Raw genomic sequence first — 23,420 nt, forward strand, 5'->3', positions numbered from 1 at the left:
TTTCCTTTTTTCCGGCAAAAGACACTCCCCCACCCCCCCGCTCACAACGCTCAGGCGGTGGGCCAGTCCACCTGCGGGGTCTCGTGGAACGCCCAGCCGGTCTCGCGCCACCCCGGCGCCTGCGCGGCGACGCGGGCGCGGAACGCGTCCCAGTCCTTGCGCTCCGGAGCGGTCCAGGCGACCTCGGCGACGGCGCCCAGGCGCGGCAGCAGCATGGAGAACAGCTCGTCGCGGGTGGTGATCGTCTCGGTCCAGACGGCGGCCTCGACGCCCTCGACGGAGTCGGCGGGCAGCCCGTCGATGACGGCGGTGGGCTCCCACTCGTAGGAGTCGCGCAGCTCGACGTAGCCGGCCCAGTGCAGGCCCAGCTCGTGCTCGGGGGTGTACTTCATGTCCAGGTAGGCGTGGTTGCCGGGCGACATGATGAACCGCGCGCCGGCCTCGGCCGCGGCGACGAACCTGGCGAACTCCTCGCCCTTCGGCTCCCAGTACTGCAACAGCGTGCCGGGCTCCACGGGTCCGCGGGCGCCCTCCTGCCAGAAGATCGGCGTCTTGCCGTGCTCGCGCACGATGCGGCCCGCGAGCTCGACGAACTTCGCGAACTCCTCGACCTCCATCGTGTGCACCTCGTCGCCGCCCACGTGCACCCAGTCGCCGTCGGTCATGGCGGCGATGTCGCCGATGACGTCGCGCAGGAACGGCTCCGTCGCGGGGTTGTCGAACCACAGGCGCGAGAAGCCGACCTCGATGCCGTCGTACTTCTCGGTCGCCAGACCGTCCTGGGTGAGGGAGCCGTAGACCTGCAGCGCGGCGTTGATGTGCCCCGGCATGTCGAACTCCGGCACGATCGTGACGAACCGCGCCGCGGCGTACTCCTGCAGCTCGCGGTAGTCGTCGGTGGTGAGGAAGCCGGCGGTGCCGCCGCCCACCTGGTTGTCCGACGCCTTCTCCAGCTCGGGGCGCGACGGCGTCTCGATCCGCCAGCCCTGGTCGTCGGTGAGGTGCAGGTGCAGCACCCGCAGCTTGAACGCCGCGACCAGGTCGACGACGGCGCGGATGTCCTCGGGGGCGAACCAGTGCCGCACGACGTCGAACGACAGGCCCCGCCAGCGGTAGCGCGGCGCGTCGTGCACGACGACGGCGGGCACCTCGCGGGCGCCCTCGGCCGTGGTCGTGACGAGCTGACGGAGCGTGCGCGCGGCGTGCAGCAGCCCGACGGGCTCCGCCGCGGTCGCCTCGACCCCCGCGGTCGTGACGCGCAGCGTGTAGCGCTCGGGGTTGTCGGAGCCCTCGGGCCCGGCCGCGTCGTCGAGCCGCAGCACCACCGGGGTGGCCCCGTCCTCGCCGGCACCGTCGGTGACGACGCGGACGCCGGCGGCCGCGAGCTGCTCGGCCGCCAGGGCGGAGAGGGAGTCGTCCGGGGCGACGACGACGGCCGCGTCCAGGGCGAGCGACGGCGCGTCGTGGCCTTCGACGGCAGCGCCCTCGACGACGGTGGGCCACGGGATGAGAGGCAGCACGGGGATCAGTCTCCAGACGCGGGTCGAATCGTTACGTTAACGATCCTGCCGAATAGGAGGAACCCGTGTCAACGACGCTGTCCGAGGCGCGCTCCAACAACGCCGCACCACCGGCGCCCGGGCGTGGGCGCGCTCAGTAGGTGTCGATCACGACCGGCGCCGGGTCGGCGGGCAGCACCGAGTCGAGCACGCCCACGGCCGGACCGGACCAGCCCAGCCGGACCCCCTTCGGGACGTCGGCGCTCACCTGGTTCCACACCCACTCGCCCGTCGTGACGCCGCCGGTCCGGTCGGCGACGACCGCGACCTCGACCTGCGGCAGCGAGTGCAGCAGCTCGCGGTCGGGCACCGACTCCGGCCGCGTCTGGTGCACGACGAGCAGCGCCGGCGGCAGCCCCTCGCGGGAGACGAGGTCGGCCAGGTAGGCGGTGACCTCGTCGAGCTCGTCGGCGGTCATCTCGTGCGAGGTGGTGGAGGCTCCGTCCCCCACCCGCTTCTCCGGCCGCACGGACACGCCGACGCCGGACGAACCCAGCAGAGGCTCCGCCGCGCGCACTTGGTCCGCGACCGGCGCGGGGCCGGCCCCGATGTCGAGCAGCACGTAGACCCCGGCGTCGCGGGCCGCGGAGACGAGGGGGCGCAGCGCCTCGACGTCCTCCTGCGTGACCCAGTCGCCGTCGTCGCCGGGGCTGGTCGCCGTCGTGCTCACGGGGAGCACGAGCGTCGGCACGACCGGGCCCACGTCGTCGCCCCCGTCGGTCCCGGTGTCGGTCCCGTCGGCGGGCGTGTACGCGGCGGCCGCGGCCTGCGCCCGCGCGACCGCCGTCGCCGGGTCGTCCCAGACCGTCGCGGGGACGGTGACGTACCGCGCGGGCAGCAGGTGCTGGCTGCCGGTGGGCAGCAGCGCGGCCCGCTCGGCGGCCGCGACACGCCAGGCGAACGTGGCCGCGTCCCCGAACGACCGGCCCACCCCCACGACGGTGAGGGCCTGCGCCCGGTCGACGGTCTGCACCACGTCGCGCGAGCCGAGATCCCCGCCGGGCACCCGGGTCGTCACGGCGCCGGCCGCGCGCAGGGACGCGATCGCGGCCTCCTGCCCCTCCGCCGGGTCGATGAGCGCCAGCACCTCCCGCAGGAGCCGCGGCCCGCCAGGCTCGGAACCGCCCTCGCCGTCGGACGCGGACGGCGACGACGTCACGTCGCCCCCCAGCATCCCGTCGAGCTGGTCGGCGAGGTCGTCCAGGTCGTCGTCCTCGAGCGTGGGGCCCGCGCCGTCGACGCCGTCGAGCACGTCGGGAGCGATGTCGAGCACCTGCACGCCGGCCGCCTCCGCGGCCTGGCGCGACGCCGCGTCGTCCTCGTCCCGGGTGGTGCCGTCCTCGCCGCCGCGGACGTCGTCACCGGTGACGACCACGGCCACGCGCGCGCCGAGCCGCCCGAGCTCCTCCGTCACGCCCGCGCCGGTGCCGTCGGTCAGCAGCGCGGGAGCGTGCACGGCCACGGCCGTGGCCGCGAGGGCGGGCAGCGCGTCCTGGTCGTCGGCGTCCGCCAGCACCACGATCTCCGATCGCGCGTAGACCGTCTGGCTCGTGGTCAGCGCCAGCTCGACCGGGTCCGCGGAGTCCAGCAGCACGGTGTGGTCCGGCAGGTCGCGCACCGCGACCGACGACGCCGCCGCCGGGGAGGCCGACGAACCGTCGGGGGGCGACGCCGTGCAGCCTGCGAGGGCGAGTGCACCGGTCAGGACGACGACGGGCAGGACGAATCGGACGTTCCGGAGGGGCACTCCCTCATCTTTGCGCATCCTGCGGCCGGGGTCGACGTCGTCCCGTCCGGCGTCCCGGGCCGTCGGCGTGCGGCCCCCGCGCCCGGGCCTTGCCACGCGGCGTCGTCACCTGCGACGGCGCCGCGGGCGTCGCGCCCCGCGGCGACGGCGTCGGCGCGAGACCCGCCGGTAAGTTCCTCGGGATGGACGGACATCTCCCGGCATGAACAGTTCTCCTCGGGCGCCGTCGCCGCCGCGCGACGGCGTGCCCCCGGACGAGGCCCGGGTCGCCGACTGGTGGCGCCGTCACGCGCCGCGCGTCCAGGCGTACGCGATGCGGCACGTCGACGCCCACGCCGCGCAGGAGGTCGTGTCCGAGACGTTCCTCGTCGCGTGGCGCCGGCACGGCGCCGGGACGGACGAGATTCCCGACGACGAGGTGCTGCCGTGGCTCGTCGGCGTGGCCCGCAACGTCATCCGCAACGCTCACCGGTCCACGCGGCGGTCCGCCGCCCTCGTCGCCCGGCTCGGCACCGTTGCCGGGCGCGACGCCGCGGCCCCCGCCCCCGACTCCGCGGTGGCGGAGCGCGCGCACGTGCTCCTCGCGCTGGCGCGGCTGACGGAGAAGGATCGCGAGGCGCTCCTCCTCGTCGCGTGGGACGGGTTGTCGCGGGAGCAGGCCGCCCGTGTCGCGGGCTGCCGGCTGGGCACGTTCGACGTCCGCCTCTCCCGGGCCCGCCGCAGGCTCACCGAGCTGCTCGACGCCGACGACCTGGGCTCGGCCGTCCCGAGCCCGGCCGCGCCACCACGCCGTCCCCCTGCGCCGGATCTTCTCGCCACCCACCCCCTTCCCGATCGTCCCGCCGGAGGTCACCGATGACTCGCGACCCACTCGACCGTGTGGCGGCTCTCGCGCCGAACCTTCCGGTCGACCCCGAGGGGTTGGCCGCCGCTCGGCGCGGCGCCGAGGCCGGTCGCGCCGATCACGCCCGGCGTCGGCCCGCACCGCACCGCGACGGCCGTCGTCGCGCGTCGGTCCCCTGGTCCCGGCTCGCGCTCACCGCCGGCCTGGCGACCGCGGCGGCCGCGGCGGTCCTGGCCGTCGCCGTCGTGGCGACCCCTGGTGCGGACCCCGGGAAGGCGCCGTCCGGCCCGCTCGGTCTGGTCCCCGCCGCCGCGGCGGCGGACCCGTCCTGCAGCGCGGCGGAGGTGGACGCCGACCTGTCGACGCCGATGCCGCGCGACACCTGGGCCGACAGCCCCGTCGCGGACGTCGCGGCAGTGGTGGGGCAGGGGCGCGCGGGCCGGGTCACGGCCTTCGAGAACTTCCGGCACTGCCCGGTCGCGGTCGCGTCGGCCGTGGTCTACGCCCCCGGCGCCGTGCAGGGGCTCAACGTCTATCGCGACGTCGCGGCCGGGCCCCTCACCCGGATCGAGGACCTCGGCTCGGCCGACCAGGTCACGCTCCGCGGCGCGGACGGCTGGGTGCTCGCGTGGGTCAACGACCCGGACGTCCCCCGTCAGCGCCTCACGTGGATCGACGGGAGCGGCGTCCGCTGGTACGCCGTCGCCGAGGGCATGGCGGAGAAGGAGACCGTGACCCTGCTCGACGCCCTGGAGTTCGACGCCGACGGCATCCTGGACCCGGCCAGCGTCCCGGCCGGCTTCGAGAGCGCGCCCGTGATCGACCCGGAGGTCGGGGAACGGTCGACGTACCGCTGGTCCGTCGAGTACGGGCCGGACGACCGCGTCGTCACCCGCGACGCGGACGGTGGGCACGTCGAGGTCCCCGGGCCGTCGTCCGCGCTCCTCGAGGTGACGACCCCGGCGATCGCGCCCGTCGAGGCGGAGGTGGCCGAGTTCGGGCTCCAGCTCGTCGACCTCAACGGGGTGCGCGCCGTCTGGACGCCCCAGGGGCAGGGAGGTGCCGAGCTGCGGTGGGTGCGGTCGGGCGTGCGGTACCGGCTGGTCGCGCAGGTCGACACCCTCGACGCGATGCGGACGATCGCGCGGTCCGTCGAGCACGTCGACCTGGACGATCCGCGCCTGCGCTGAGACGGGCCGCGGACGGCGCCCCGCCCCGAGGCCGTGCGCGTGCGCCGCGCTCCGGACACGCCGAAGGCCGCCGCACGATGTGCGACGGCCTTCGGCTTTCGGTGGAGCTAGGGGGATTCGAACCCCCGACCTTCTCCAAGAAGCTCGGGCCCGACTCCAGCCGACCGAGGCGCGTGTGGTCTTGTTCTGTTCATGACTCGCGGAGCCGCAGAAACGCTGAAATCTCGCGGATCGCGTACCCCGATTCTGCCACCCTCAGGCGGGGCAAGACCAGGGGCAACCGTGCTCGCGCATGCACCGCCGGAGCGCGGCAATCGCGTGGCACGAGCCCCAATCCGTGGCACGACGCGTGGCACGATGTGAACCGCAAGAGCGATGACCTTGGCCAGCTCACCGAGACCGACGGAACGCCGACCTGCTACCCCTAACGCACTCCTCGCCGCCCTCATCACCGACGCCAGCTGAGCCCGGAATGGAGCACACCACGACCACGACGGTCGGCGCGGTCGACGTCCACTACGACGACCAGGGCGGAGCCAGGTCGGCCCTCGTCGTGTGCCGCGACCTGACACTCTCTACAACAAAGTCCGAGCACGTCACCGACATCGCCGAGGTCGAGCCCTACGAGCCCGGGGCACTGTTCAAGCGGGAACTCCCATGCATCCACGCCGTCCTCGACCTCGGCCCCCACCTCGACCTGCTCGTCATCGACGGATACGCCACCCTCGACCCCCACGGCCGCGCCGGGCTCGGAGCGCACGCCTCCGAGACAATCGGAGTCCCGGTCATCGGCGTCGCCAAGACTCCGTTCCGCACCGCAACGCACGCCGCCGAGGTGCTCCGCGGCATCGCGACGCGCCCCCTCTACGTCACCGCCACCGGGCTCGACGTTGCCGAGGCAGCGCGGATCGTCAAGGCGATGACAGGGCCGAACCGGATCCCCGACGCACTGGCAAGAGTGGACCGCCTCGCGCGCGGCCGAACTCAGCCCAATTCGCGGTCACGGCCGAGCAGGTGAGGTCTACACGACCCGGCGCCACGACCTACTCAACCGCGCAGCCTGAAGCACCCCAGGGTTCAGCCCGCGTAGGAGCGGCAGAGGACCTGGGCGCTTCACCATCGCGCTGTCCCGGATCCGCTACGACGACCGCACCCGCGACTACGTCGCCCGCCGCACCAGCGAAGGTAAGACCGACCGTGAGATCCGACGCTGTCTCAAGCGCTACATAGCCCGAGACCTCTACCGCCTACTCGAGGCAGCCCCGATCACCGCTTGACGAACCAAAGGAGCGTCGCACCACAGCGACCGCGGAGTCCAATATCGGGCAATTCAGTACACCGAGCGGCTCGCCGACGCCCTGGTCTCGGTCGACTCCAAGGGCGACCTCGTACGACAACGCGATGGCCGAGGCGTTGAACTCGCTGTTCAAGGCCGAGTCCATCCGAATCCCGTCATGCGCCCGGCCGAGGGCTCGAAGTCCGTCACGGACGTGGAGTCGCCATTGCAGAGTACACCGACTGGTTCAACCACCGACGCCTGCACGGCGAGACCGGGCTCGTCCCGCCGGCCGAGTTCGAGGACAAGTTCTGGCAGCACCACTACGCTCCAGACAACCCGGTCGAACTCGCAGCCGGAGCCAGGTAACCGAGCCTCCACCGAGCCCGGGGCTATTCAGTACTCTGCGGAGACGCGGACGGAATCAACTGCGTCCTCGACAGTGCCCGCAATCCGTTGCTACGGCCGATTGACACCAACCTGCGGTATGCGAAGAGCGATCACAACTGTTCGCGCGCTTCGGAGAGCAACCACTCGACTACGCCCAACGGAACATCGTCTTCGAAGAGGCTGACCGTCCTCATTCCGGTTTCATCATCTTCGAACACTTCGGCCACCCTCGCGCCAGTGTCGTGTGTGACTTCTAACGCCATCCCATCTCGCTCACCGACCGAACTCACCAAAAGTAATCGGTATCCGGCAATCATGATCTCGGCTCCAGAAGCCCCATAAACGTACCGTTGTTGTTAAGACGCATTCCGCGCCCACTTGAATCCCAAATATTCGTCACGTTGTCCAGCACCTCCGTCCGCACTCCGGGATCCCCAAGCATCTCATCCAGCAGGTCCATGCCCTGCTGGTTGCGTGCGGCGGGGTTTCCGGTCGACATCCCGCGGAAGACGCTACCAGGACGGTCGGAGTGCTTCTGCAAAGCGCGCCCGACCCTGGTCAGGCCCGCCTTGTCTGGTGCGCCCGCGGCGGCACGAATGTCAGCCGGCGTGAATCGTCCGAAGACTCGGGCTAGGTCAGATGCATCGTCGGCAGCCTCAGCGATCTCACCGATTCGCTTGGAGATCCTTCCCGCCGAAGCGGCCATTCCATAAGGACCGGGAACTGCGGCACCACAGGAAATGCTCGCATCGACGGTGCTACCTTCAGCCCAATACCACGCACAGTTTCCAGTATCGGCAAGGACGCCTGCCCCCGGCAATTGGCCAGCAATATCGAGTGTCAGGTGAGGGTCCTCCTCGCCCGCCGCTGCGAAGTCGCAAGCAAGTGCCCCTGAGACCCAGGTCCCTGTGTACATGGGTGCCACGTCCGCGCAAGCGGCTGCGTCGAACCCTCCACCGGTCTCGGCTTCTCCAATGGAGACCACCGTTCCGGTGTTCTCGAACTTCTCGCCATACTGCCATTCGCCACCAGACTTTGAACACGAGTACGTCGCGCAGTCGTCGGGACGATGGCCATCCATCTCAACTAGGTTGATCGGGTCTCCGCTCGTGAACGCGTAGCGGTTGCCGGTGTACGGGTCGCCTCCGAGACCCATGTCCGCGAGCGCCCCGTTGTACATGTCCCGCGTCGTGAACCGGTTGAGGCCGGGGTCGTAGTCGCGGAACCCCATGTCATAGGTGCCGGAGCCGGCGTTGAGGCGCTTGGAGTTGTACCTGTATGCGTTGTACGGCTCCGCCGCGGCGGGGTCGCCGGCCTCGGGCTTGTCGATCCCGGAGAACTCGGTGGTGTCGTCGGACCCGTAGGCGGTGTACCCGTAGGTCGCCGTGGTGTTGCCGGTCTCGTCGGTCAGGGTCTCGACGTCGGTGCGCGCGTTGTACCCGTAGTACGCCGTCTCTCCCACCTCGACGCCGGCCTCGGCGTCGGCCTGGTGGGAGATCTGCGACAGCCGCCCGCCCCACGGGGAGTACTGGTACGACTTCGACAGCTCGCCCGCGACCTCCTCGGTGAGGACCTCGGACGACAGACCCAGGTAGGTGTAGTCGGTCGTCTTGCCACCCGAGGTGGACGAGGTGGTGCGGTCCAGCGGATCGAACCGATAGGTCGTGGCGACCAGGGCTCCGGTGTCGTCCATCTTCTCGGACTTCACCACGTGGTCGAACCCGTCATACGTGCTGCGGGAGATCACCTTCCCCGCCGACGTGACCGACTGCTGGCGCCCGAACGGGTCATAGGTGTAGTTCGCCGTCTGCCCGCCGGTCGTGGCGGTCTGCAGCCGGTTGCGGTCATACGCGTAGGTCGTCGTCGCGCCCTTAAGCGTCTGGGAGATGACGTTCGCGTTCGCGTCGTGCACGTACACCTCGTCCGAGGCCCCGTTGCCGGTCTTGACCTTCTTCGCGAGCCGGTCGACCGGGTCGTACGTGTACGTCGTCGACGAGTCCAGGTACGCGCCATGGTCGTCCGCGTTCATCTTCGACGCCGCGTCCGTGGCCTGGTTGCCGTTCGCGTCATACGTGTACGCGTGCGACGCGACCAGCGTGCTGCCGTCCTTCTTCAACTCCTTGGTGGACTTCAGCGCCCCGTCCAGGAAGTACGCGTACGAGGTCACGTTCCCGTTCGGCTTCGTCTCGGACGCCTTCTGCGACCGGGCCGTGTACCCGTACGTCGTGGTCTTCACCGACCCCGGCGTCTCGCCGGTCGTGTCGGTCACCCCGACCGTCGCCAGCAGCTCGCGCGTGTCATAGGTGTACTCGCTGACCTGGTCCGGGTGCGTGACCTTCGTCGGCTGCCCGTTCACGTCATACACGTACGACGTGACGACCTTCGACGTCGCGGCCGGGTTCTCGGTCACCGACGACACCTGGTTCAGCTGGTCGTAGACCACCTTGTACGCGTCGATCCCCGCACCCGCGCCGCCCGCGTCCTTGGACGTGTCGTCGATGGTCTCCAGGTTGCCGTTCAGGTCGTACCCGTAGGTGAACGTCTTGCGCTCGGTGTCGGCGTCAGCGCTGTTGTCGCGCACCAGCTTCACCGCGTCCGCGACCACCACTCCCGTGGCCGACGGCACCAGCGACAGGGACGTCGTCTCGTTCTTGTCGAGCTCGTACGACCCGACCTTCTTCCACGCCCCCGCCCCGGCGGACTGGTCCACCGTGACCTTCGGCTCCACGACCTGCGCGCCGTCGCTGCCCGCGGCAACCTCCGGGTCGCCGTGCGCGAGGGTGAACGCGGCGTCCTTCGCCGCACCCGTCACGTTCGGGTACGCGACGTACAGGTCGTAGGTCCCGTTCGCGGGCACGTCCAGGCTCCACGTGAACGCGTCCGCGCCCGGCGTCGCCGTCGCCGCGTGCGTGCGGTGGTCGATGCCCTGCTGACCGGTGACGTCACCGGTCGCCCAGGTGCCCTTGACCGTCGTCGACTGGCGGTCGGAGTTGTCCGCGAGGACCTCGTTCGACCCCACCGGGACACCGTCGTCCGCCATCGACTTCAGCTTCCCGTCCGGGAAGTACGACCACGTCATCGTGCGGTTCGCCGAACCACCCGCGGACGTCAGCGTGCGCGCCGTCTGCTGGCCGAGCTCGTCGTAGTCGTACGTCGTGGCGATCCCGAACGGGTCGGTGGACTTCTTCACCCACCCGTTCGCGAAGTACTCGAACGTGGTCGTGTTGCGCTTCGTCTGCCCGTCCGAGGCCGGCATCGACGTCGACGCCACACGCCCGACGGCGTCGTACGTCGTAGCCGTGAACACGTCCGCCTTGTTGTACCGGGTGTCGGCGGGGTCGTACGGCTGGAACTGCTTGACCGGGCGGTTCAGCTTGTCGTACTCGGTCCGCAGCGCAAAGTCGTCCGCCGCCGCGGTGTCCACACCCCGCGGGGTGATCACCCGGGTGGTGTTGCCGACCTCGTCGTACTCGTACTTGGTGGTGCGGTACACGATCGCGTCACCCGTGCCCGAGTGCGGCACCTTGACCTCGACCTGCGCCCCACGCGCGTCGTACTTCGTGGTCGTGACGTTGCCGTCCGCGTCGGTCGCCGAGGTGACCAGCGAGTCCGCGTCATACCCCGTCCGCGTGACGTTGCCGTCGGCGTCCGTGGCCGTGATCGGGCGGTGGTTCAGGTCGTACCCGGTGCGCGAGGTGAAGTCCGTGGTCGACGTGGAGGCGACCTTCTTCGGGTCCCGCACCTCGACGGTGTTGCCGACCTTGTCGTAGTCGTACTCGATCCGGTCCCCGGCCGCGTTCGTCACCGCGGTCAGCTGGTACAAGTCGTCGTAGGTGTACGTCGTGGTGTAGTCGTCCGCGACGGTGGTGGTGGCCACACCCTTCGGCTCGGTCACCGCCGTCAGGTTCCCGACCGTGTCGTACACGTACGTCGTGGCCCGCTCACCGGAGGTGTCGGTGTCCTTCGGCGCCGTGGTCCTGGTGACCTGGTCCGCCTTGTCGTAGGTCGCGGTGCTGGTCGCGCCGTTCGGTGCGATCGACGTGGTGACGTTGTCGTTCGCGTCGTACACCGGAGCGGGCGTCGTGATCGTCACCGCGCTCGTCCCGCTGCCCGACTTGAGCGTGGCGGACTCCAGCGGGCGCCCGAACACGTCGTACGCCTGCGTGGTCCACCCGCCCGTGGCATCCGTGACCTTCAGGACCTGGCCGCGTACGTCGTACGAGCTGGTCGTGACCTTGCTCAGCGCGTCGGCGATCTTCTCGGGGTACCCGGTCGGGGTGAAGCTCGAGTAGGTCGTGGCGTTGCCGTTCGCGTCCGTCGCGGTCTTGAGCTGCCCGTACGCGTCGTAGGTGTAGGTGGTGGTGTAGTCGCCCGCGGTCGACGTCGCCAGACCGAGACCGTCCGTCACCGACGTCAGGTTGCCGAACGCGTCGTACCCGAACTGGTTGACCCGCCCGGCCGGCGAGGTGGTGCGGAACAGGTCCGCCGCGTATCCGTCGGCGCGGGTGGCGTACTCGTACACCGCCGCGCCCTTCGGCGCCTGGGCCGCGGTCATCCCGCGCACGCACTCGCTCGCGGCCGGCGCACCGCCGTTCGCCTTGTTCTGCTCGGCGTCACGCTGCCAGGTCGGGTACCCGGTCTTCGGGTCGTAGCAGTACGCCGTGACCGCGCCGTTCGCCTCGGTCAGGGTGCGCACGTTGTTGTCCGCGTCCCAGGTCAGCGCGACCTTCTCGGCCTTCGCGTTCGTCACCGACAGCGCGCGGCCGCGCACGTCCGAGGTGTAGGACGTGACCTTGCCCTTGTCGTCCGTGATCGTCGCGTCCCGCAGCGTCGCGTCGGTCGCGTTCGGCGCGTACGCGAACGTGGTGTCACCGCCGAGACGGTCGGTGATCGTCTGGGCCTTCCAGTGGTCGGCCTGGTCGTCGCCCTCCGACGGCGCGAAGTAGTCCATCGCGGTCGCGTTGCCGCGCGGGTCGGTGATCTTCACCAGCTTGACGTTCTTGTTGCCCTGCGTGGCGTCGTAGGCGAAGCCGAACGTCTTCGCCTTGCCGGACCCGGCGCCGTCGACCAGCTGCCCCAGCAGACCCTTGTCCGTGTAGTACAGCTCGACGCGGCGGCCGGAGACGTCCGTGATCGCCTTGACGTGGTCGTAGATCTTGGAGTTCGACAGCTTGCCCGTGGCCGAGACCACCGCGCCGGAGGCGTCGACGTACTTGTACCCCGTCTGCCCCTTCTCCCAGTACTCGACGCTCAGGGCCTGCCGGCCGGCGGGATCGGTGACGTAGGTGAGGAACTTCGTCGGCTTGTTGTTCGACTGGCGCTGCGCGTACGTGAACGTCTGCGTGTTGCCGTTCTTGTCCACCGTGGACGTCAGGTACCCGTCGCAGTCGAACAGGAACCGGGTCCCGTCCGGGCGCAGCATCGTCCACGCGTCGGTGACCTCGTCCGTGCCCTTGCCCGGCGTGCAGTCCAGGCCCGGCTTCGCCGACAGCTTGTAGTTGACCCCGGCCGGTGCGACCCACTCGCCGGTCGTGTCGTCGAGGCGGAACACGTGCGTGGTGCCGTCACCGTCGGGCAGGAACACCTCGGTCGGGTGCGGGTTGGGGTGGAAGTCCAGCGGCGCGCCCAGGCGGACCGGGCCGGCCAGCTGTGCCGACCAGCCGTACCCGGTCACTGTGTCGGACGTGTCCATCGAGTTGTACGCGAACCTGGCGAACGACGTCAGCCCGCGGCCCGGGTTCGTGAACGCGTCGTACGACCACACCGCGTTCCCGGACGCGACGTTCGTCATCACCGACGACCCCGCACCGGTGTTCTTCCCCGCGTACGTGTAGAACGACTCCAGGCCCAGCTCGTCGGACGTCGGGTCCTCGACCGCGACGTTCTGCTTCAGACCACCCGAGGGCAGCCCCGGCGCGGGCGTCGAGGTCCCGGCCGCGACGACCTGCCAGCTCAGGGTCACGTCGTTGCGCTTGTTCCCCTCGCTCACCGGCGGCGGGCTCACCTGCGCGGTGATCGTGCGCGACTCCCCCGGCGACATGTCCTGCGGCAGCGCCGCCGTCGTCGGCTGCGCCCCCGCGACCGCGGACCCGTCGGGCAGCGTCCACGTTGCGCGCAGCTGCTGGGCGGCGGTCGTCCACGTGCCCGTCGTCGTGTTGGTCACCGTGACGTCCGCGCTGTAGGACGCGCCTGACTCCATGCGCGACGGCGTCTCGGGTGCGTAGAACGTGCCCTCCGGCGTCGTGTCCAGGTACGTGATCGCCAGACGGGGCCCCGAATGCTCGAGCCCGCCCTTGGACTCCAGCTCCCGCGACGCGAACAGGGTGTGCTCCTGCGCGAGCGTCTCGTTCGCCATCTTCAGCATCACGCCGCGGTAGGCGGTGGGGGCGTCCGCCCACTTCTGGACCAGGGACTTCACGTCCCAGCCCACCCGCTCGGACCCGTCGGGGAAGTCGGCGTTGGTGCCCAGCGCGGTCGTACCGAAGTCACCGCCGGCCTTCGTCCACGTCGCCCCGGTCTTCGGGGCGTTCCACGTCGCGGTGGTCTCGTCGAAGTCGGTCGTCAGCTGACGCGCCTCGTACACGCCACCGGCGGTGGTGATCTCCGAGACCGTCTTCCACATCCGCAACGACGCGTCCGTGATCCGCGCGCCGGCCGGGATGCCCCAGTCGTCGAACTCCGCGACCATCCGCACGTCGCCGTAGTACGACGAGTCGTTGCCGACCATGTCCCAGCTCTGCGGGCCCGCATCCTGGATCACGTTGAGGTTCGTCGTCGGCTTGCCCGAGGACAGCGACGTGTCACCCGTGGCCAGGATCTCCTTGGTGGTGTGCCCCGCCTTCGGCAGCCGCACCAGCTGCGTGCTGGACGGCACCACCGTGCCGTCCTTCGTCTTCACCGCGACCTGGTAGTAGTACGCCCGGCCCAACGGGTCCGTGCTGTCCGCGGGAGTGGGTACCGCGGTCGTGTCCGTAAACGTCGTCGTCCCCGGCGCGACCGGCGACACCAGCGTCGCCGCCGACGGCGTGAACGTCTGATAGATGCTGCGGTGCACCTGGTACTCCACCAGGTCGTCCGCCGTCGACGTCGACGGGTCCGCGTACGTCGACCAGGCCAGCTCCGCGCCCGTCGCGTGGATCGTGTCCGGGATGTCCAGCACCACACCCGGGCGCCCGTACGTCAGCACCAGCTTCGGCCGGTTGCGCGTCTCGCCGCCGTAGGTGTACTCGCTCGCGTCGTACCGCGGACCGCCCAGCGGTCCGTTCGCGGACTCGTCCGCCGCCTTCAGCACGAACCCGTAGTTCGGGAACGTGCCGTCCAGCCACCCCTGCACCGTGTCGGTCACGTCGTAGGAGTGCCACTTCTGCAGCTCGCCGGACGGCTTGATCACCGTCGAGCCCTTGGTGAACCGCACCGCGTCCGCGATCACCGCGGTCGCCGTCGTCGACGTCGTGTCCTTCAGGACCACCGTGCCGGTCGTGCCCGCCTTGAACGGGTGCGAGCCGAGCGTCGTCCACACGCCACCCGTGCCGCGCAGCTGGTCCACCGAGTACGTCTTCGACCCGCCGGAGTACGCCACCGTGTACGGGGCGTTCGTCATCCGGTCATTGGCCGGGACGTGGTGCACGTCCACGCGCCAGTTGCCCGCGGCCGGCAGCGTCGGACGCCACGTGTAGGAGTCGCCCGCCGGGGCGCCCGTCGCGAACTGGTAGTCCCCGCCGATCGCGTACTGCGTGAGGTCCGGGTTGCCCGACGCCGTCCACGACCCCGTCGCGGCCGAACCCGCATCCCCGTTGTCGACCACGATCTGCGTGCCCGACAGCTCGCCCACCAGGTCCTTGGTCGAGTTCCACGTCGCGGACAGCGAGTCCCACGACGCCTTCGCGCGGTGCGCCTCCAGCGCCACGTCCGTCGTGTAGCTCGTGTGCGTCTGGGAGTAGTACATCTGCAGCGACGCCGCCGTCAGCTTCGTCCCGGCCGGGACGGTCGGCAGCGGGAACGTCACCAGGCCGCGCACGATGCCGCCGCCGTCGGTACGCCCGACCGAGAGCCGCTCCGACGTCCCGTAGTTCGTCGTCGGGTTCAGCGAGTGGACGAACGTGTCCTTGCTGGTCGTCGGCGTCGGCGCGACGATGATCGTCGGGTCCACCGTCACCGGGAAGACGCGCTCCTTCGCCGCCAGCCACTCGTGGTCCGGCGTCACCGTCAAGGCCCAGCCGCCGTCCGCGCCCTGGGCGAGGTCGAAGTCGACCCCCGTCGAGACCGCACGCCCCTGGTCGTCGGCCGGCGCCACCTTGCCGCCCTCGGACGACGCACCCTTCGCGGAGTCGAACATCACCCCCGCCGGCATCGTCAGCACCGGGTCGGTGCCCTGGCCGTAGAACCCGATCGACCCGTCCTTCGCCGCACGCGGCTCCAGCCCGTCGAGGCCCGACAGCGTGAACTCGAAGCTCACCGGGTCCGTCGGCGCCTCGTCCAGGACGATCGACTCCTTCACCCGGCCCGGCTCCGCGTCATAGACCAGGTCACCGCCGGCCAGCGCGTCCACGTCCGGATAGGTCACCCGGGAGCCCTCGACGACCGGCTCCAGCGCGTCCTCCTTGTCGGAGGCCAGGCCCAGGGTCACCCCGTTGCCGCCGTCGGCCTCCACACGCAGCACGGAGTCCGACGACGTCCCGAAGAACGACTTCGCCACGTTGCTCCGGTTCGACGCCGCCCAGCCGTGACCGCGCACCTTCGAGCCCTTCGCCGTCGGCTCGACCGTCGTGTCGATGTCCTGCAGGGAACCGTCCGCCGCCTCGAACGACGTCGGCTCCCCCGACACCTCGACCTGCACCTGACCGTTGCTCATCAGGAACGAGCGCGAGTTCGTCGTACGACGACCCTTCAGCTCCCGCACCCGCTCCGCCTTCGGGGCAACCTCACCCTTCGGCAGATGCTCACGCGCGGGCACACCCTCCGCAGACGTCGGCGCCTTCTCCGGCGCCTTCTCGCCGCCGAACAGCTTGCCCCAGAAGCCACCACTGTCCGTACCGGCCGGCAGCTGCTCGCCCGGTGACGACGCGTCCGGCTCCTCGGCCGCGATCGCGGATGCTGGACCACCCACCACGATCGTCGCGACGAGGGATGCGCTCAGCGCAGAGGCGACAAGCGCCCGCATGCTGCGGCGGCGAACCGATGAACTCACGTCAACACTCCTGGCCTCGGGCACACGCGACCATGCGGTGCACCGGTTGTGGAAAGACGCCGGCCGGCCCCCTAGCACAGGCCGATCCAAGCGGGCTGAACGTAGCGGGTGAAATTCCTGGCCAGGTACTCGGCTTCGGAAAACCTGAAACCGGACAAGCCGCTCACAGCGGCACAGTTGACGACCGCAACGGTCGCAGGTACCTTCTCGCCGCCAGGCAGTGCGGCCCCGAGGAGGCTTCAGTGGTATCACTCGCTCAGCTCAGGACCTTCCAGGCCGTCGTCGAGCACCGCTCGATGAAGGGCGCTGCCGCCGAGCTCGGCGTCGCCGTCAGCTCCGTCAGCACGCGCATGAGCGCGCTCAGCGAGGAGCTGGGCGTCACGCTCGTCCGCCGCGTCGACGACGGCAGCTATACCCTTACCGACAGCGGCCGCACCGTCCTCGCCTCCTGCGACATCGTGCTGAACGAGGTCGACCGCATGCGCACCGCCGGAGCCCGACGTGCGGCCCGCGGTCCACGTCAGCGCGCCGCCCGCCATCACCCGGCCACCACTCAGTGCACCTGCACCAACACGGCTGCGTGAGCGCACTGCCCACAGCACTTTCACCGGCCTCAAGCGTCGCGATCTACGCATCGAGGGCCAGTTCGCCCGATTGACAACGCCCGAGACGATGGGGAGCACCGCGTGGCGACCGAGGAGTTCGCGGCCTGGCAACCACTGGTGGCATACGCACGGCCGTATCTGCGTGAGGCAAGCGGGTTCAGCGGGTCGGTCGGCGTGAACGGCGGGCACGGCGTCTCCGGAGTCCAGTTCCCCCAGCCGCCCTTCGTCCCCGGGCGCGCGATGCAGGTCGAGGACTACGCCGAGCAGCACGCCCCGTTCGAGACGGTCCGCGAGGCACTGCGGGCCGACGGCCTGATGGGGGTCGACTTCAAGGTGAACTACCGCGCGGACGGTGCCGTCACGGTTCGCGCGGTGCTTGCCGGGCAGGAACGCACCGAGCGACTCGGGCACCTCACGCTCGTCGAGGGCGCCATGCCAGAGCCGTACCGACGCCGACCCGCACCGCCGGCTCCCGGGCAACCCCGCGGCCCCGTCGACCTGCCGGCGCTCGAGCAGATCCTGCGTGCCCTGTGGCCGAACGAGACCGGGATGTCGGACGCCGAGCTCGACGCGTACGAGACGGCTTCGGGACTGGCATTGCCGCCCGAGGCCCGCGTCCTGTACAGCGCAACGCGAGGGCGTCAGCAGTACGCAGACTGGGCGGAATTCGACTGGAACGCTCCCGTCCCGTTCGACGTATGGGCCCTCGACGAGCCGTGGCGCGCGGAGCCGCGTACCCGTTACCACGGCTGGTCGACCCTGGCCCGTACCGCGGGCAACACGGCGTCGGACGACGCGATCCAGGCCCTGTCGCAGCCGCCCGAATGGTTCGTACTGGGGAACGCGGACACCGTGACGATCGCCATCGACACGGTCCCCGGACCGGCGGGCAAGGTCGGCCAGGTGATCGGCTGGAGCGACGAGTCACGCGGTGACCAGCCCTTCGGCGCCAGGGTCCTGGCGGACTCGCTCCTCGCCTTCGTCCGGGGCGAGCGACACGAGGGCGACGGAATGGTGACCGGGTGGACCGAGGACCTGCCGGAGTACGGCGAGGTGACCGTGGCCAACGGCCGTGCCGTGTCGGACGTCGCCTCCCCCGAGCTCGAGGTCCTGTACATCGTCAAGCGCCCCGAGGACCCGGCGACCGTGGCGGAAGCCGCCGGACTGCCGCGGCTGCGTACGCTCGTCTCGGTCCCCGGCTCGATCAAGGACCCCCTCGAGCTCGGAGGGCTCGGCTCGCTCGAGTACCTGGAAACCGGGCCCGCCGAGTGGCGGGCCTTGCTCGACGCCGGTGCCGTGCCTCGTGGGCTTCTGGCCTGCGCCGTCACCACGGGATTCGGGAGCACGACGGACCCGCAAGAGGTCGCCGTGATCACGGATGAGCTGCGCACGCTTTTCGGGCTCGAGCCGTCCGAGCGGGCCGTGACCATCGACGGACGCCTCTAGGCCGTGTCTCTTGACATCCGGCTCAGCCATCACCGGTAGCTCTAGAGTCCGGGTGTGACCACGAACCTGCCCCACGGGGCGTCTGGCGCGCTGCGGCGTTTCGCGGGCTGGGTTGCTCGCGGCTCGGTCGGTCGCCCGCTCCTGGATGGGATCGAATACTGGGACGACTTGCGGGACTCGCCGAGCCAGATGGAGACCCTTTTCGCGGTGTTCGCCAACGTTCTGGAACTCGACGACGATGGCGAACCCGTGAACGAGAAGTACGCCGAGCGGCGGGCCGCAACGTGGATCTACCAGTACTGCACTGGGAGCCTTCCGCCCGGCGAACCAGCACTTGAGCACTGGGAAGTTGAGCTCTACTGACGGTTCGTGGCTCAGCAACACAACCAGACGATGATTGCGGCCAGGACGACCGCGCAGGGGTCGTCGTCGCGGCAATCATCACCTGGCTGCGGTGGGCCTAAGCAAGGAAGTCGGTGACCCCCGACATCACCGCCGAGTACGCACCGTCTGCGTCCCGGAACTCGTGACAGAAGGTGTAGACCTCGAGGCCGACCAGGTACTCGACATCAGCCCAGCCGCCTGTGTAGACGACGATCTCGAGCACGTCGCCGACGGCGCGCTTCCGAAGGGTCAGCCCCAGCGACTCGGGGACCCGAACGCTGGCCCGATCGGGCGTGATCGGCTTCGGCCAACCCGCCTCGTAGTCGCGCCAGGTCAACGGGCCGACATCGACCTCACGTCTCCACCCCTCAACGACCGGCCGCAGCCGGTCCGCAAGGACATCCAGGTCAACGAGGTGCTCCACGGGCACATCCTGCCCCGCCGGCCATCAGGAGACATGGCCTAAGTGGCACGATCGGCGTGTGACTGTGCTGAGGCTCTCGGGCGAGTGGTGGAGCCGTGAAGGCTCCGGTCCGCCTGCTGAGAGCAACTTCGCTGCTGTGCTCGACGAGATCGAGCTGGAACTGAGTCCCGATCACGAGTTGGCGGGCAAGATCGTGCGTGTGGAGGCCCGATACTGGCCCTCCGACGACGTCATCGTCAGCTTGGTTGACGGCACGTTTGCAATGGTGCATCCCACGTGGACGAGCCGCGCCGAGCGAACCCCGCGCCCGAAGTCGATCCGTCTCGGAGACGCGGCGGCAGCCTCTGAGGCAATCGAGAAGTGGGAAGAGTGGCGTTGAGGACGATCCGACGAGACAGCTCCGCAGCCCAACGACGTTGCGGACAGCGATCTTCGGCGGGTTGCGATCCCGTAGGAGGTGACGAACAGACCGTACGACGATGACTCGTGGACCTTCTCGACGACGACGCACCACGGAGCCGGTGAGGACGTGCACCGCTTGGCAGATTCGTTTCACACGCTCCTCGACACGTCAGCCTGAGATGTTGAATCGTGTCGCCGGGATTTCATCCCCTGGAGCCTGGGGTTGCGCCGGCCAAGCTGTCGGGCCTCAGGGTGAGGCCCGCGTTGGAGTCGGCTGACGACGAGTCTCAGCTGGGCGGCCAGACGCCCAGCATCATCGCGCTGGCTCAGACTGCTCGACGGGCTTCCCAGAGGCTGATCGCCGGTGACGCCGTATCGATCCCGGTAGGCACCAATGGCAACGACCAGGCGGCGCCGATCTGCGTCGTTCGCGAGCGGGGGCCGGGGCAGTCGACGCGTCCATGGTTCCTCGCCGCGCAATGCCCGGTTGCGATGGCTCTCGCACGACGTTCGATGAGTTCTGCTCGGACAGCCAGTGCTTCGGCGACGTCGTCGGGGAGTGGTCCGCGGGCTTCGGGGATGAAGCCCGCGATTCGAGCGGGCCGGCGGGTCCTGAGGCCGGCCGTGGCGGTCGCGAGGCGGTGATGCAGGACGGCCACGACGTCGTCGGCGTCGCGCAGCGGCCGGTTCGCGGTGAGGCGGGGACGAATTCGGTCGACGTCGTGTCCGTCGGCCTCGGCGCGACGTAGCTCGGCGCACAGCGGTCCGAACGTTTCGGACTCGAACGCCCGAGCGATCGCGTTCTCGTCGAGTCCTTGGTCGCGGAGGCTGTGCGTGACCAGGTGCGTCCAGCGGGGGCGCTGGGCGTGGTTGGCGATGGTGTCGTACTCGGCGGCCAGCCTGGCGATCGACAGGTGTCGGTCGTGCTCGGTCCGCACCGACTCGTGGGCGGAGAGCTCGGCACCAGTCCTGGACAGGATCCCGGCGAGGATCGCTCGGGCATGCGCCCGCTCCGAGAGTCCGTCGTCCGTCGTCTTCCCTGTGGGGCTGCAGTGGTTGTCCTCCCGGTCGGGGTGGTCGAGCGGGACGTAGGCGGTGTTGGTGGCTCGACCTCGCGTCATCCCGACGTAGGTCAGCTCGCGGGTCATGCTCGGGGTGGCGATCAGGTGAGCGGTGTCGGTGGTGATGCCCTCGGCGCGGTGGACGGTGGTGGCGTAGCCGAGGTCGACGTGCTCGGCGACATAGGCGGCGGGCAGACGCACGGTCGGAAGCCTCGGCGACGCGCTTCGCGGAGAAGCCGCGTCGGTCCCCTGTCCAGCTCCAACGGGTTGCGCGGTGACGGAGCCGTCGCGGTGCACGTGGAGTACCTGGCACCGGGTGCCGTTGCGCACCCATCCGTCGCGGCCGTAGCGCAGGTGACGGTCGTTGCGGCGGGTGAGGATCGTGTCGCCGGCTGAGGCTTCGACGTCCCCGGCCAGCATGACGGCGCGTCGGTCGTCGATGGTCCCGGCGAGGAGGCGTTCGGCGCGGGCGCGGCGGTTGAGATCGGTGACCGTGGAGGTGTCGGCGGCGATCAGGATGGAGTTCTTCCCCGAGGCATGGTCGGCCAGCCAGGCGGTGTACGCGGCATCGACTACCTCGTCCGTCGTGCCAGCTATGACGCGGCCGTGGCGCTCGTAGACAGGCAGGACGTCCACGTCGCCGTCGCGCAGGCGCAGGCTCCCGGACTTCTCCCAGTCGTGGGCGAACCTTTGGACCTCGACGAGCTCGGGCACGGCGCCAGTGACACGCCGTCGTTCTCCGACAAGAAGTTTGAAGGCGCCGCCGGTCTCGACCGCGGAGAGCTGGGCGGGGTCCCCGACGAGCAGCACCTTCGCCCCGACGTCGGCGGCATGCCGGGCAAGTCGATCGAGGGTCTGAGTGCCCGCGAGGGATGCCTCGTCGACGATGACGAGCTGCCCCGGCCGGAGGGCCCTCGTACCGGCCGCGTGGTCGTACAACCACTTGGCGGTGTTCTCGCACCCGATCCGCAGGTCTCCGGCAAGGACTTGTGCCGCGGCCGCGGACGGTGCCAGCCCGACGACGGACCCGGTGCCGTGGGTGGTCTCCCACAGGGTGCGCAGAAGACGCATGGTCGTGGTCTTTCCGGTGCCCGCCGGACCGACCAGCACATCGAGCACCCGCCCCGACGTCGCGACGGACACGACGGCATCGGCTTGGGACCTGGACACCACGCCCTGGGCGACGGCGTCGTCCGCCACCACTCCCGAGAAGGCTCCCGCGAGGCCGGGACCGGTGGTGTCGGCACTCGACGCCAACAGCCTCTCCTCGGCGGCGATCACGGCTTCGGAGGTGTAGACGGTGGCGTGCCGCGGCCGCAGGCTGGAGGTGCCGTCGGCGCGGCGCAGGAACTCCGGCGTCGGCGCCAGCTCGGGCGGCGTCAGCCGCACCGACCCGGCCTCCGCTGCGGCGACGATGCGGCCCACGACCTTGAGCCGGTCCTGCGCGGTCTGGAAGCGCCACGTGTTCGTCTGCCGCTCGGCCTCGGCCCACAGGTTCCAGTGCCGCCACGTCGCGCGTTTGCTCCCCACCACCGACAGCACCACGCCCGCCGCGGAAGAGACGGCGTCGTCCGGCACCTCGCCGGCAGTGAAGGACCGCCCCGCTCCGAGGCCGTCGACCACCCTGGCGATCAGCCCCTGCGACCACTCCCTCGAGTCCCGCCCCAGGACGCGCGACGCCCGGTCGTGCCACGTCTCGGTCAGCTCGCCCAGCGACTCGAGCGTCTTCGGCGGCCGTGTCGCCAGCGTCGCCTGCGCCCGCAGCCGCACGATCGTCCGCCGCGACGGGTGCCGGCCGTGTTCCCGCCGGTACTCGCGGATCAGGTCGTCGGCGCAGTGCTCGATCTCCACCGACCGCGAGGAGAACTCCCGGATCAGGTCGTCCGGGACCCCGTCGATCTCCAGCGCCGGGCTGCGGTCACGGCCGCGCGCCCGGCGCGACCACGTCACCCCGAGGGTGCCGGTGAGCCTGTCGGCCAGGACCGCGTTGTAGAACTCCGAGAACGCCACGTTCGCGTTGAACAGCGCCCGCGAATCCAGGGTGCGCCACTTCCCGTCCACGACGGCGCGGACCTTGTTCGCGACCACCACATGGGTATGCAGCTGCGGGTCGTGGGCCCGCGAGTCCCAGTGATCGAAGGCCATCGCCACCAACCCCGTGACGTCCACCTGCACGACCGACCCGTCCCCCGCATCCGCGCCCACCCGCGTCGCCGCCACCTGCCGCTCGATGAACCCGATCGTCTCGGCCACCGCCCGATGGTGCGCCGCCAAGATCAGGCCCTGGGTCCGGCGGTCGGCCAACCCCCACACCACCGACACCGACTTCGGCACGGAGAAGGTCAGATCGAACCCCGCCGTCGCGGTCCGGTCCCCCGTCCTCACCTCCTCAGCCGTGATCGCCCCCACCGCTGCCTGTCGCGCCTCGTCCGACAGATCCGCTTCCAGCTGCGCGACGCGCGCTGCGATCCGCTCCCGCACCGGGACGAATCTCGGATACCGACGCCCCAACGGCTCACCAGTCACGGGATCGACGCCCTCACCCAACAGCCGCTGCAGGTGCGTCGTGGTCACCGGATCGTCCGGGCGCAACGCGCGGCCACCGCCCAGGTCCGGCAGGCCTGCCCCGAGCCAGAAGCCCGGCGGAGTGCCCGCCTCCGCGTAGTAGGCAGCCACCGGATCCACCCACGATCCCGCCGCGGCGCCCCGTGCCGGCGCGGCGTCCAGGTCAGCGTTGCGGATCGAGCGCGTCAGGTACTCATACCCATTGCCCGCGCTCATCTTGCGCACCGACACCGTCATCGAACACCGCCGCGGACACGCCCGAGCGTCGAGCGCGAATCAGAAGCCGTCCCACGGCCCAAGGCCACAACTGCCTGAGGTGTGAGATCTCTGCGATCGGTGG

The 23,420-nt window shown here is 70.3% G+C and carries 12 protein-coding genes and 1 pseudogene; 8 read left to right on the forward strand and 5 right to left on the reverse strand.

Going from position 1 to position 23,420, the window contains the following annotated elements:
* Positions 1–50: 50 nt before the first annotated feature.
* Together ACWF41_RS12300 and ACWF41_RS12305 are read right to left on the reverse strand one after the other, a co-directional pair.
* Positions 51–1,520: a family 20 glycosylhydrolase gene (locus ACWF41_RS12300; RefSeq protein WP_380326450.1), complete on the reverse strand. Its 1,470-nt coding sequence runs from the start codon at positions 1,518–1,520 to the stop codon at positions 51–53.
* A 133-nt stretch (positions 1,521–1,653) separates the two neighbouring features.
* Entirely contained in the window at positions 1,654–3,306 is a 1,653-nt protein-coding gene (locus ACWF41_RS12305) for a hypothetical protein (protein ID WP_380326453.1), read from the reverse strand.
* Between the two features lie 202 nt (positions 3,307–3,508).
* Here ACWF41_RS12305 and ACWF41_RS12310 point away from each other — a divergent pair, with 202 nt between their 5' ends.
* From ACWF41_RS12310 to ACWF41_RS12325, 4 genes and pseudogenes are all read left to right on the forward strand, one after another.
* Positions 3,509–4,165, forward strand: coding sequence for an RNA polymerase sigma factor (locus ACWF41_RS12310; RefSeq protein ID WP_380326456.1), 657 nt, complete (start codon positions 3,509–3,511; stop codon positions 4,163–4,165).
* Positions 4,162–5,340 (forward strand): hypothetical protein, encoded by a 1,179-nt coding sequence (locus tag ACWF41_RS12315; RefSeq protein WP_380326458.1) that lies wholly within the window; start codon positions 4,162–4,164, stop codon positions 5,338–5,340. The genes ACWF41_RS12310 and ACWF41_RS12315 overlap by 4 nt, the downstream gene beginning before the upstream one ends.
* 472 nt (positions 5,341–5,812) lie before the next feature.
* The gene (locus tag ACWF41_RS12320; RefSeq protein ID WP_380317084.1) at positions 5,813–6,358 is read left to right on the forward strand and encodes an endonuclease V; all 546 of its coding nucleotides are present in this window, start codon (positions 5,813–5,815) and stop codon (positions 6,356–6,358) included.
* A gap of 109 nt (positions 6,359–6,467) precedes the next feature.
* Positions 6,468–6,617, forward strand: a pseudogene (locus tag ACWF41_RS12325) (IS110 family transposase); the annotation flags it as partial.
* 702 nt (positions 6,618–7,319) lie between these two features.
* Here the strand turns inward: ACWF41_RS12325 and ACWF41_RS12330 are convergent.
* Complete coding sequence (locus ACWF41_RS12330; protein WP_380317081.1) at positions 7,320–16,193, reverse strand: golvesin C-terminal-like domain-containing protein; 8,874 nt, start codon at positions 16,191–16,193, stop codon at positions 7,320–7,322.
* Between the two features lie 242 nt (positions 16,194–16,435).
* Here ACWF41_RS12330 and ACWF41_RS12335 point away from each other — a divergent pair, with 242 nt between their 5' ends.
* From ACWF41_RS12335 to ACWF41_RS12345, 3 genes are all read left to right on the forward strand, one after another.
* Entirely contained in the window at positions 16,436–16,777 is a 342-nt protein-coding gene (locus ACWF41_RS12335; protein WP_380317078.1) for a LysR family transcriptional regulator, read from the forward strand.
* A gap of 102 nt (positions 16,778–16,879) precedes the next feature.
* Complete coding sequence (locus ACWF41_RS12340; RefSeq protein WP_380317075.1) at positions 16,880–18,244, forward strand: SMI1/KNR4 family protein; 1,365 nt, start codon at positions 16,880–16,882, stop codon at positions 18,242–18,244.
* A gap of 54 nt (positions 18,245–18,298) precedes the next feature.
* Positions 18,299–18,607, forward strand: a complete 309-nt coding sequence (locus ACWF41_RS12345) for a DUF7677 family protein (protein WP_380317072.1) — start codon at positions 18,299–18,301, stop codon at positions 18,605–18,607.
* A gap of 97 nt (positions 18,608–18,704) precedes the next feature.
* Here the strand turns inward: ACWF41_RS12345 and ACWF41_RS12350 are convergent, their stop codons facing one another.
* Positions 18,705–19,052, reverse strand: a complete 348-nt coding sequence (locus ACWF41_RS12350) for a hypothetical protein (protein ID WP_380317069.1) — start codon at positions 19,050–19,052, stop codon at positions 18,705–18,707.
* Between the two features lie 58 nt (positions 19,053–19,110).
* On the opposite strand from ACWF41_RS12350, the gene ACWF41_RS12355 reads away from it, so the two are divergent.
* Positions 19,111–19,431: a hypothetical protein gene (locus tag ACWF41_RS12355; protein WP_380317066.1), complete on the forward strand. Its 321-nt coding sequence runs from the start codon at positions 19,111–19,113 to the stop codon at positions 19,429–19,431.
* A gap of 349 nt (positions 19,432–19,780) precedes the next feature.
* On the opposite strand, the gene mobF is transcribed toward ACWF41_RS12355, so the two are convergent.
* Positions 19,781–23,317, reverse strand: coding sequence for a MobF family relaxase (mobF, locus tag ACWF41_RS12360; RefSeq protein WP_380317063.1), 3,537 nt, complete (start codon positions 23,315–23,317; stop codon positions 19,781–19,783).
* Positions 23,318–23,420: the final 103 nt, after the last annotated feature.

This window comes from Isoptericola sp. NPDC055063, from assembly GCF_053608125.1.

Bases quoted from the DNA above. Each gene is read 5' to 3' on its own strand.
- ACWF41_RS12310 (WP_380326456.1), top strand. From the start codon at position 3,509: ATGAACAGTTCTCCTCGGGCGCCGTCGCCGCCGCGCGACGGCGTGCCC.
- ACWF41_RS12315 (WP_380326458.1), top strand. From the start codon at position 4,162: ATGACTCGCGACCCACTCGACCGTGTGGCGGCTCTCGCGCCGAACCTT.
- ACWF41_RS12320 (WP_380317084.1), top strand. From the start codon at position 5,813: ATGGAGCACACCACGACCACGACGGTCGGCGCGGTCGACGTCCACTAC.
- mobF (WP_380317063.1), bottom strand. From the start codon at position 23,317: ATGACGGTGTCGGTGCGCAAGATGAGCGCGGGCAATGGGTATGAGTAC.